Source organism: Aliikangiella aequoris (assembly GCF_053709105.1).
Genome location: NZ_CM132298.1, coordinates 1,709,997 through 1,721,801, shown reverse-complemented (window position 1 = coordinate 1,721,801; position 11,805 = coordinate 1,709,997). Strand labels below are relative to the sequence as shown.

The 11,805-nt window shown below is 40.1% G+C and carries 9 protein-coding genes; 1 reads left to right on the top strand and 8 read right to left on the bottom strand.

Translation table 11 applies throughout. From position 1 onward, the window contains the following. Nucleotides 1-20: 20 nt before the first annotated feature. The 6 genes from ACUR5C_RS07515 to acnB form a co-directional block, all read right to left on the bottom strand. Nucleotides 21-602 (bottom strand): 1-acyl-sn-glycerol-3-phosphate acyltransferase, encoded by a 582-nt coding sequence (locus ACUR5C_RS07515; RefSeq protein WP_454467739.1) that lies wholly within the window; start codon nucleotides 600-602, stop codon nucleotides 21-23. Next, complete coding sequence (gene purF, locus ACUR5C_RS07510; protein WP_454467738.1) at nucleotides 603-2,153, bottom strand: amidophosphoribosyltransferase; 1,551 nt, start codon at nucleotides 2,151-2,153, stop codon at nucleotides 603-605. Between the two features lie 25 nt (nucleotides 2,154-2,178). After that, a complete protein-coding gene (locus ACUR5C_RS07505; RefSeq protein ID WP_454467737.1) occupies nucleotides 2,179-2,691 on the bottom strand; it encodes a CvpA family protein in 513 nt (170 codons plus the stop codon). Between the two features lie 106 nt (nucleotides 2,692-2,797). Then, on the bottom strand, nucleotides 2,798-3,493 hold the full coding sequence (locus ACUR5C_RS07500; RefSeq protein WP_454467736.1) for an SPOR domain-containing protein: 696 nt from the start codon (nucleotides 3,491-3,493) through the stop codon (nucleotides 2,798-2,800). After that, nucleotides 3,483-4,802, bottom strand: a complete 1,320-nt coding sequence (locus tag ACUR5C_RS07495) for a bifunctional folylpolyglutamate synthase/dihydrofolate synthase (protein WP_454467735.1) — start codon at nucleotides 4,800-4,802, stop codon at nucleotides 3,483-3,485. The genes ACUR5C_RS07500 and ACUR5C_RS07495 overlap by 11 nt, the downstream gene beginning before the upstream one ends. Before the next feature lie 183 nt (nucleotides 4,803-4,985). Then, on the bottom strand, nucleotides 4,986-7,571 hold the full coding sequence (acnB, locus tag ACUR5C_RS07490) for a bifunctional aconitate hydratase 2/2-methylisocitrate dehydratase (protein WP_454467734.1): 2,586 nt from the start codon (nucleotides 7,569-7,571) through the stop codon (nucleotides 4,986-4,988). A gap of 305 nt (nucleotides 7,572-7,876) precedes the next feature. On the opposite strand from acnB, the gene ACUR5C_RS07485 reads away from it, so the two are divergent. Beyond that, nucleotides 7,877-9,475: a diguanylate cyclase gene (locus tag ACUR5C_RS07485; RefSeq protein WP_454467733.1), complete on the top strand. Its 1,599-nt coding sequence runs from the start codon at nucleotides 7,877-7,879 to the stop codon at nucleotides 9,473-9,475. Nucleotides 9,476-9,514: 39 nt separating this feature from the next. Here ACUR5C_RS07485 and ACUR5C_RS07480 read toward each other — a convergent pair whose 3' ends face one another. Both ACUR5C_RS07480 and ACUR5C_RS07475 read right to left on the bottom strand, forming a co-directional pair. Next, a complete protein-coding gene (locus ACUR5C_RS07480; protein ID WP_454467732.1) occupies nucleotides 9,515-11,230 on the bottom strand; it encodes a diguanylate cyclase domain-containing protein in 1,716 nt (571 codons plus the stop codon). Nucleotides 11,231-11,248: 18 nt separating this feature from the next. After that, nucleotides 11,249-11,797: a chemotaxis protein CheB gene (locus tag ACUR5C_RS07475; protein ID WP_454467731.1), complete on the bottom strand. Its 549-nt coding sequence runs from the start codon at nucleotides 11,795-11,797 to the stop codon at nucleotides 11,249-11,251. Nucleotides 11,798-11,805 lie beyond the last annotated feature (8 nt).

Genomic DNA, 11,805 nt, shown 5'->3' with positions numbered 1-11,805 from the left:
AATCCCTTGAAAGCGCTAAGCTAATGTTTATTTTTTTTCTGCGCAGCCTTTTTAAACGATATATTACTAAATTGCTTTGGATTAATGCCCACTTTATTTTGATAGAACTCTCTAATGATAGCCAAGTCTTTTTCTTTATCACCGCAAGGATGAATCAGTGGCCCAAACCCTAAGCTATTATCTTTCTTATCTAAAAAGCACATTTGAATTGGCACTTTAGCATTCATAGCAATATGGTAGAATCCTGATTTCCAATGATCAGTTAAGCTTCTCGTACCCTCTGGCGATAAAGCAAAAATCATTTTCTCATTTTCATTAAAGGCTTGCACGATACTATCGACAACCTTATTGCTGCCGCTACGATTAACCGGAATACCACCTATTCTTGTTAAGAACCACCGAAAAGGCCAAATAAAAATAGTATGCTTGCCAATAAAACTAATTTTAAGTTTATGTTTAAACTTAAACAGTAAAAAAATAAAGAAGTCCCAATTAGACGTATGTGGGGCGACTATCACTAAATATTTGTTAATGCTTGGCGGGCTGCCAACTTCTGTCCAGCCACGCCAAGCAAGAATTTTACCAGAGATCCAAGCTAGCACCTAAGCGCCACCTACATTATGAATTTCCATAAAAGTATCGTCGTTATCATCGGGCAGATTATCGTCTTCCATTTTTTCAACGCTACTTCCGCTTTTAGCCATGTCATTACGTTTGTCATCTAAAGCTTGAAGGTAGTTTGCGTCAATATCGCCGGTTATATACTGGCCGTCAAACACAGAGGTATCAAAACGCTTAATTTTTGGGTTACCCTCGCGACAAGTATCAATTAAATCATCTAAATCTTGATAAATTAATTTATCTGCACCAATCAACTTTTCAACTTCTTTTTCAGTACGATCATGAGCGATCAACTCTTTCGCAGACGGCATATCAATACCATAAACATTAGGGTATCTGACCGCTGGTGCCGCCGAAGCAAAATAAACCTTTTTAGCGCCCGCTTCTCTTGCCATATCAACAATTTGCTGACTTGTAGTACCGCGTACAATAGAATCGTCTACTAATAAAACGTTTTGATCTTTAAACTCTAAATCAATTGCATTTAACTTTTGTTTGACCGATTTTTTACGCATTTGTTGGCCAGGCATAATAAATGTTCTGCCAATGTATCGGTTCTTAACAAAACCGTGGCGTAATTTTACGCCTAACTTTAAAGCCAGCTCCATTGCACTCGTGGTGGAAGTATCGGGAATTGGTATTACCACATCAATGTCGTTGTCTGGCCATTCGCGTTTAATTTTATCAGCTAGTTTTTCTCCCATTCTTAAGCGGGCGCGATAAACCGAAACCGAGTCCATAATTGAGTCTGGTCTGGCTAAATAAACATGTTCAAAAATACAAGGCGCAGCTTCATGAGCTTCAGCACACTGTTGACTATGAAGCTCTCCGTCTGAATCAATGTAAATCACTTCTCCCGGCTTAACATCTCGCACGAGTTCAAAGTCAAGTGCATCTAAAGCGACGCTTTCTGAAGCAAACATATACTCAGTTTTACCATTGACTTCGCGTTTACCAAATACTACTGGGCGAATCCCGTAAGGATCTCTAAAACAAACCATGCCGTGGTCATTAATTAATGCTAGCGCAGCATAAGCGCCTTTACAGCGTTTATATAGGTTACTGACTGCGGCAAAAATTCCTTTGTGAGTTAGTGGCTCGTGGGTAGACTTTTGTAATTCGTGGGCGAAGACATTTAACAATATTTCTGAATCTGAACTGGTATTAATATGACGTCGATCGGTTTGATATAGTTCGTGTTTAAGTTCTTCTTGGTTAGTTAAATTACCGTTGTGCGCCAGAACAATACCATAAGGCGAGTTTACATATAAGGGTTGCGCCTCTGCAGAACTAGCACAACCTGCGGTTGGATAGCGCACATGCGCGACGCCAATATTTCCCTGTAATCGTTGCATATGTCGGGTATGAAATACATCTTTAACCAAACCATTTGCCTTACGCAAATACATCTTACCGTCTTTGAGAGTTACTATTCCTGCCGCATCTTGACCTCTATGCTGTAAAACAGTAAGCGCGTCATACAATCCTTGATTGACCGGTGAACTTGCAAATATACCGACAATACCACACATAATTTTTAGAACCTTTTAATAAATATCAGGAGTTTTTACCAACCGCTAAAGTACTTTCAACTGCTGGAATGGAGTCTTTTAAATGGTCGTAAAACCAATCGCCTATGTAAGCCACGTGGGGAATAAGCTGAGATTGTCGCCACCAAGGATCTTTTTCTACTGGGGTGAAGGTTTGTAATCCAATAACAATGACTGCGGCTATTAAAACCCCGCGCAAAGCCCCGAAAGTCATTCCCATGATGCGATCCATCCCACTTAAGCCGGCACTTTCAACCAACCTACTTATAATATAGTTCAATAATCCGCAAGCTGTTAAGGTGATAATAAAAAGTCCACCCCAAGCAACGCCGAGCCTAAGACTAGGTGTTTCAATATGATTGGTTAATAAAGAAGAGAATTCAACGTAAAAGCCTTTTGCAACAAAAAAAGCTAACACCCAGCCCGCCAGCGACAATGCTTCGCGAACAAAGCCCCTTATCAGACTAATCCCAGAAGAAATGGCAATTATGATAAGAATAGCCCAATCAATCCACTGCATAGTGAAAACCGCTCTGTTGGTAAGATGGTGCGAATTCTATCAAATTTATTATCTCTTAAACAGTATTACCCGCATTCTAATTTTGCATTTTTAAGGGATTGACTTATCAATGCTTTAACGGGTCGTATTTTAATACTAAACCTTGCGTGCCAGCTAGCTTAGCTACCTGCTCTTTAGCGCGCAGCGCGTCTTCGTTGGTCATGTAGGGTCCAGAATAAACCCGATAAATAGTAGGCTTTTGGCTAACCGTGAATTGCCTAGCGTAAGCTATTAATCCACTCTCGCGGAGTTTATCAACTAACCTATTTGCATTCGCTTGTTGACTAAAACTAGCCACTTGTAGCAACCACGTATCGGGTTGATGCTGCTGGCTAAGCTCTGCAGGTCGCTGAATCAGCGGCGCGGGCTTTTTCTTAGCTGGCAAAGTAGGCTCTTTCTCTGCAACGGCTTCTGTGGCAATAGTCTGGTCTTGCTGCTCTATTGCTTTTGGTTGCTTTGGGGTTATTTCATCTTGTAACGCTTGTGCTACCGCTTGGTATTCTTGCTGCTGCTGTTGCTCATGTTGCGCGCGGACTTTGCGCTGATTAACGACTTTTTGATCAAGCTCTGAATGGACTTGCTGACTTTTACTTCGCTGAGCAGGCGTTAGTGAAAATGTCTTTAAAGTTTCTGGCTTTTCAGGAATTTGCGATTCAAACGGCGCTTGTTGAGTTTTTTCTTTTAAAATAGCTGGAAGGAATATCACAGCCAAAGCGATTAAGACAATGGCGCCTACGATGCGTTGCTTTAAACTATTTTCCAAAACCGGACTCTCCTTGCTTTAAAACTGAGTCGCTTAAACTAACCTGCTGATATTCAAGCATATATTGAACAGTTATGAAAGAGCCGAATACTAAAATCAAGCTATCATGTTGCCCAAAACCTTTAACTTTTACTGCTAAGTCTTCAAAAGCTAATTCAATACTGTTATAGGCTCCAATAGCCGCAGAAGTTGACTGTTCTGGAAACGCTTGAGCATAAATTGTCGCAAGCGCCTGCCCGCTACTACCTCTTGGCGGCGGTAGATCAATAAAAGCCCAATTATCAACTAAATGATTTAACTCTGTAAGTACTTCTTTAATTGCTTTGTCGGTCATCATACCGCAAACCGCACTCACCTGCCGAATACTAAACTGGTTTTTATAGCGCTCTAGTTGAGCACCTAAATTTCTGGCCGCTTGCGGATTGTGGCCTACATCTACAATAATGGGTGGCTTATCATGGACTTTTTGAAACCGCCCCGCTAGCCTTATATGACTTAAAATACTGCTTAATTCTAACGGCTTTGTAATGTTGCAACGGTGGCCTTGTTGTATCATCAAACAATTAAATGCGGCTTTCGCCAACATTAAATTTTGCTCTAGTAATTGATAAGGATTAGTTGCAAAGCTGGCTATTAATTGTTTTTCAGTCGCATTGGCTGGCTCTACTAAGTTAAGCTTTGGATGCTTGGGAAGTACCTTTTTAACTAACTTTAACGTCTTACTATCACCAATAAATGCCGCTTTGTTTGGCCTGATAACACCGGCTTTCTCTGCTGCTATTTGATTAATATCGTTGCCAAGCCAATCTGCATGATCATAATCAACAGTGGTTATTATGGCGATATCTGACTCGATAATATTAACCGCATCTAAGCGGCCACCTAAGCCCACTTCCAATATAACCAAGTCTAAACTCAGGCTTTTAAAAACCCAAAGCGCAGCAAGCGTAGTAAATTCAAAAAAAGTTAAAAGAATCTCGCCTCTAGCAGACTCAATTTGCTCAAATGCTTTAATTAACTGCTCATCAACGACTTCTTGGCCATTAATTTTAATTCGTTCATTAAAACGTAGAATATGCGGTGATGTGTAAGCTCCAACATTCAGGTTTTGACTAAGCGCAGCCGCTTCTAGTCCTGCAACCGTAGAACCTTTTCCATTAGTTCCAGCTACGGTAATAACGCCAGCGGTTTGCTCCAGTAGGTTGAGCCGTTGAGCAACTTGAGTTATTCGGTCTAGTCCTAACGCTATTTCGTTAGGATGAAAGCTTTGGATATGGGTAAGCCATTGCGCTAAATTCTTGGTTTGCATTAGTACTCTTTATAATAAGTGAGCTAACTGTTGAGACCTTTATTTTAAGCTATAAGTGCTTATTAGCTAAGTAATTAATCTATTTTTTCGGGTTTCTTAAAGCGCTCATATCGCGACTTTATTATCCAACAAAAAAAAGCACTCCGAAGAGTGCTTTTAAATCGCTGGTATTAAACCACTGAGTTAGCCAACAGTCACTTTATTCAGAACCGGAATAGTGACATTTTTAGCTGACTTTTTAAACTCTTCTATTTCGTGGAAATTTAAGTAACGATAAACGTCAGCAGCCATAGTGTCTAAGTCTTTAGCGTATACCATATACTCTTCAACCGTAGGTAGTTTACCTAATATTGAAGCAACGGCAGCAAGTTCCGCAGAAGCTAAATAAACATTCGCACCATCACCTAAGCGGTTAGGAAAGTTTCGAGTTGAAGTTGAAACAACGGTTGAATTAGCTGCAACTCGCGCTTGGTTACCCATACACAATGAACAGCCAGGCATTTCAGTTCGTGCCCCAGCTGTAGCAAAAATATTATAGTAGCCTTCTTGCATTAGCTGGTGCTCATCCATTTTAGTGGGTGGCGCAATCCACAAACGCGTTGGAATAGAGCTTGTTTTTTGCAATAACTTACCTGCCGCACGATAATGACCAATATTGGTCATACAGCTGCCTATAAACACTTCGTCAATGTGAGTGCCCTGCACTTCAGACAGAGGTTTAACGTCGTCTGGGTCGTTAGGGCAAGCTAGAATAGGCTCTTTGATTTCATTTAAATCAATTTCTATCACCGCTGCGTATTCGGCATCGGCATCGCCTTCTAGTAATTCAGGGTTATCTAACCATTTTTGCATATTCTCTATACGACGACTAATTGTGCGAGCGTCACCATAACCTTCGCTAATCATCCATTTGAGCATGGTAATGTTAGAGTTTAAGTATTCTGCAATTGGCTCTTCGCCAAGCTTAATTGTACAGCCAGCCGCACTTCTTTCTGCTGATGCATCTGATAATTCAAATGCCTGCTCTACTTTTAAGTCAGGTAAGCCTTCAATTTCTAATATGCGGCCAGAGAAAATATTCTTTTTACCTTTCTTTTCTACCGTTAGTAAACCTTCTTGAATGGCTGCGTAAGGAATCGCATTAACTAGGTCTCTTAAAGTAACGCCAGGTTGGCGCTCGCCTTTAAACCTAACTAAAACCGACTCTGGCATGTCTAATGGCATAACTCCAGTAGCCGCGGCAAATGCCACTAAACCGGAACCTGCAGGAAAGGAAATACCCAAAGGAAAACGAGTATGCGAATCACCACCGGTACCTACGGTATCAGGCAGTAGCATACGGTTTAACCAACTATGAATAATGCCATCACCTGGTCTTAGTGAAACACCGCCACGGCTCATAATAAAGTCTGGCAGGGTATGCTGAGTATCTATATCGATAGGTTTAGGATAGGCGGCAGTATGGCAAAATGACTGCATGGTTAAATCGGCAGAAAATCCTAAACAGGCTAAATCTTTCAACTCGTCACGAGTCATTGGGCCTGTTGTATCTTGAGAACCGACTGTGGTCATGGTTGGCTCACAGTATTGGCCAGGACGAATGCCGGCCACGCCACAAGCTTTACCCACCATTTTTTGGCCCAAGCTAAAACCTTTACCTGAATCGCTGATTTCTGCAGGTTTTCTAAAGAAGTCTGCTGGCGGTAACGCTAAAAACTCGCGCGCTTTTGCGGTCAAACCGCGTCCAATAATCATGGCGATACGACCACCCGCTTGAACTTCGTCTAATAGCACATCGGTTTTTAATTTAAATTCTGCAATTACTTCGCCATTTTTCTCAATTTTACCCGCATAAGGGTAAATATCGATTACATCGCCCATTTCTAATTGAGAAACGTCAACTTCAACCGGTAACGCACCTGCGTCTTCCATTGTGTTGAAAAAGATAGGGGCTATTTTACCACCTAAACAAAAACCACCACCGCGCTTATTTGGAATATGTGGAATATCGTCTCCCATTAACCATAATACCGAGTTGGTGGCCGACTTACGTGAAGAACCAGTACCAACAACATCACCAACATAAGCGACGGGATGGCCCTTCTTTTTAAGTTCTTCAATAATTTCTAGTGGGTTGCCATCAATCCCATCACGCGGATTTTTAAGCATAGCCAAGGCATGCAAAGGAATATCTGGTCGAGACCAAGCATCTTGAGCTGGCGACAAATCATCTGTATTGGTTTCGCCTGGGACTTTAAAAACGGTTAAAGTAATTTTATCTTGCAAAGGTTGACGCGTCTTAAACCACTCAGCGTCAGCCCAACTTTGAATAACTTCTTGCGCAACTTTATTGCCCGCTTTGGCTTTATCGGCAACATCGTGAAACGCATCGAACATTAATAGTGTATGTTTAAGCTCGTTTGCAGCAAGCTGTGCCAGCTCACTATCGTCTAGCAGTTTAACTAAGGTAGCAATGTTGTAGCCACCTAACATGGTACCTAATAATTTCACCGCATGCGCTTTATCAAGAATAGGCGACTCGGCCTCACCTTTTGCTATGGCACTTAAGAACCCGGCTTTAACATAAGCCGCTTCGTCTACACCGGCAGGGACTCTATTAGCCAGCAAATCGAGTAAAAATTCTTCTTCACCTGCTGGGGGAGATTTGAGTAATTCAACTAACTCGGCCATTTGCGCCGCAGATAGGGGTTTGGGGACGATGCCTTGCTCGGCTCTTTCCTGGACGTGATCACGGTATGCTTGTAACACTCTTTAAGTCCTCATTGCTGGTAATTTTGATTAGTTAGTGGCTTAAACACTGATTAAAGCGCTTAACCCTTAATATTTATCATATTTAGACTAGTTCAGACGGTGCGAATTATACCTATTTATATGCCAATAATAAATTAGCAATTCATGATAACTAACATAGTTAAATAGTATAGAACAAAAAACAACCAACCAAATAGCGCAAAGTTAACTATAATGAAGGAAAGGTATTTCCTCCATGACTATTCTACTGACCCAAAATAGCGGTTTAGTAATTAACCGGCTCTCCAGAGAAGTCGCATTCATTGAAATCTTTATACGCAATTATCGGCCTAATTCTATTGTGCTTGCTGCTCAGCCCTGCTCTGGCTGTAAGCAACCCAAGTGAACCTAAAAAACGAGTCTTAGTGATACATTCTTATCACCAAGGGTTTCATTGGACTGACCGAATAATGGCAGGCATTCAATCGGTTTTTGATTCTAAGAATGTTGAACTTTATACCACTTACATGGATACAAAGCGCCACTCTTCCCCTGCCTACTTCTACCAGCTAAAAACCCTTTACCAAACTAAATACGCAAAAGTAAAGTTTGATGCGATTATTTCAACCGATGACCATGCGCTAGATTTTTTAATTACATTTAAAGACGAAATTTTTCCAGGCATTCCTATTATATTTTCAGGTTTAAATGCTTATTCAGAAAACCGCTTACAAGGTAAATCGAATATAACCGGCATTTATGAATCTTATGATGTAGTCGGCACTATTCAGTTAATGTTAAAACTTCACCCCGAAACAAGGTTAATTACCACTATTTCAGATGAAACCCGTTCGGGTAAAATTTTTGCCACACTCATTGAAAAAGCGAAACCAAAGTTTCGGCAACAAGTTAGCTTTAATCACATTAGCAACTTAAACCCACAGGAACTAAAAACAAGACTTGCAAACTTGCCAGATAACTCATTGGTCTTATGGGCAATTTACCTTCGACTACCAAGTGGCGCTACATTTTCAAGTCAAGAAAGCGTTGACTTTATCAGCACGCATAGCCATGTACCAGTCTATTGCATTTGGGATGTGGTAGGACAAGGTGTGGTCGGCGGAAAAATTACCAGTCCAAATTATCAAGGAATAGTAGCAGCCACAACCGCTTGGTCAATTATAAACGGAGAATCAATCAATAATATCCCCGTTTTAGGTGGTCCGCTCAATAATATTTTTGACTATAATCAGCTGCAGCGATTTAATATTTCATTGGATAGTTTGCCATTAGACAGCATTGTTTTAAACCAGCCAAATAGTTTTTACCAACAATATCAAAAGTACATTTTTACCTACACTCTTGTAATCATGCTGCTAACAATAGCGATCATTTTTTTAGTGGTTATTATTTTTCTTAGAAGAAAGCGCGATGAATTTAAAGGGTTAGCGATGCACGACCAACTCACTGGACTATATAATCGCTATTACCTACAAGAATCAACCAGTCTGTTGATTTATCAGGCCATAAGGCATGACTTTAAGCTCAGTCTATTAGTATTAGATCTCGACCATTTTAAAAAAATCAATGATACTCACGGCCACTTGACCGGCGATATCATACTTAAAGAAATCGCGAAATGCATCAACGAAGGAATTAGAGGCGAAGATATTGTCGCTAGAATTGGTGGAGAAGAGTTTGTCATTCTGTTTAATCGATGTGACAAACAAATAGCCGCCCAAAAAGCCGAGCAGTTACGACAAAAAGTCGCTAGGTTAAAACCAAGAGATTTAAATGTTACAGTCAGTATTGGAATAACGGAATTAAAGCCACAGGATAGTCTGTTAGATCTACTTTCCAGAGCAGACTTAGCTCTCTACAGTGCTAAGAACCAAGGAAGAAATTGCGTCGTTATAAATTAAGACCACTGAGAACAATCAGAGAACATAATCGTATTGAAATTACCCCAAGGCTCTTCCTGTAGCCTGAGAAAGCACAGAAGTTGTTAAACTCTCAGCTAACTCATGATTATTTTTTTTTATCTGCTTTACAAAATAGTGACACCCTAAGGATTGCAGAATAACTTTTTCTTCTGAATCTAAACTGCTGTCAACAATTACAGCGCAGCCTAACGCATTAGAAATAGCAACTAAACATTGCACTACCGTTCTCGAATAATGATTTTTATCGATATTATTGGCAAGATCGTTTGTTAAAATAATATAATCGATATTAGCACTTGAAATAATCCCCGTTGGAATGGAAGAGTGCCCTATGTCACCTAAACAAAGCTGAATCCCCTCGCTATTTAAAGCTTCAAGTTCCTTCTTATATAGGATTTTATTATCAATATCTCGCCATTGCTCAAGCACTATGACTAACTCTACGCCAATTTTTTTTAGTTCTCTAGCGAGAGAAATAATTTGTTGTTTATGAATAGGTTTAATCACTTCATTACAAAGGTAACGATAAAACAACTTTTGATGAGAGTTAGCAAGTTTTTCCTGTAATTGTCTGACCGATTTGATTACAGCCGCACTAAATAATCGGTCTAATACTTCCAAATTGCCAGACTTAGTCGCAAGGTCAAATAACGCTTGATAAGAAGCAAACTTTTCGCTGCTCGAAAGATAAGGGACAACACTGTGGCCTAATATTCGGTTTTCGCTCTTTGAATCATAAATTGGCAGGAGCTTACAGTTAATCATCGATTCGACTTCATCAGCGTTAAATTTTTCACTTGATTCCGAATCAAATACATAAAACTGGCTTTTACCATTAGACTTTGCCTGATACAACGCTTGGTCGGCAGCTCTGACTAAAGCAGTGTTATTGTCTGCATTTTGTGGCCGCAACGCAATCCCAATGCTAGTTTTAATCAATAATGTGTTTGATTCATAAGTGAACTCTTTTTCACAGGCAGTTAAAATTTTTCGAGCTACCCAAACGGCCTCTTCTTCTGAGTTTAAGTTAGTTAAAAGAATACTAAACTCATCGCCCCCCATTCTTGCTGCGATGTCTGACTCTCTTATACAAGATTCAATTCTTCGAGCAAATTCCACAAGCAAGCAATCGCCTGCGTCATGACCGTACTTATCATTAACTTCTTTAAAACCGTCTAAGTCGAGCGCGAGTAAAGCGATTGAGTTATTTTGTCGCTTAGATAACGCCATGCTGTAATTCAACGCTTCAGTAAAAGCTAAGCGGTTTTTTAGCTTGGTTAAACTATCCGTAGTGGCCATCGCTCTAAGTCGTTCTTTTTGTACCGAAAGCGAAATAAGCACTTTAAGTTTTGCCAGTAAAATGTGTTTTTTGACCGGCTTTTCCATAAAGTCTATTGCACCAATTTCATAGCAAGCCTGTTCTAATTCTTTAACCGTTCGACCATGCGCAGTTATAAATAATATTGGTGGGGGCTCTTTAAATTGCTGGTGAATGATTTGCGCCATTTCCAAGCCGTTCATCACGGGCATAGAGTAGTCTAAAAGTACGACATCAACTTTTCGCTGTAATAAAACTCTTAAGCCTTCATCTGCAGACGAAGCAGTAATAATATTGACATTAAGAACTTCAAGCATTTTTTCCATTGCAAACAGGTTGGCATCAAGATCGTCGACAACTAAGACAGATAAGCCGGAAAGCTCGCTTTCGGTAGTGATACTTTTATTTTTAGGCATACTTATTACTCCAACAGCTTAAATCATTGCCTTTAAAGAGCTATATTTATTAATAATTAGCGCACTAGGCGTGAGCCTTAATGCTGAATCGGCTAAACTACGAAATTGACATTCATTGGGTTCCATAACACAACACTTTGCACCGGCAGAACTTAACGCCTCTAATCCCATTGCGCCATCACTATTGGCGCCAGATAATAATATTGCCAGTGTGCTTCTTGCTTCTATACCCACACATGAATAAAAGAGTAGATCGATTGATGGTTTTCCATAGCTAAACCTATCATCATCATACACTCTTGCGATACTTCCTCTTTCTTCTAATAACAAATGATACTGTCCACTGCTTACGTATATTCCATTTGGTTTTATCTTCACCGGATTTTCCACATTGATCAGCGAAATTTGAGGTATATTTTTTATATAAGACTCAATGTAAAAATCGCTCGAACGATGAAAAGCGCCAACAATTGGTGGTAAAGCACCCTCACTTTGTAATAATAAATCCGACAACTGCGGCAAACTTCCTGCAGAACCGCCAATTAAAATCCGCTTTATTCTATTCATATCACTAA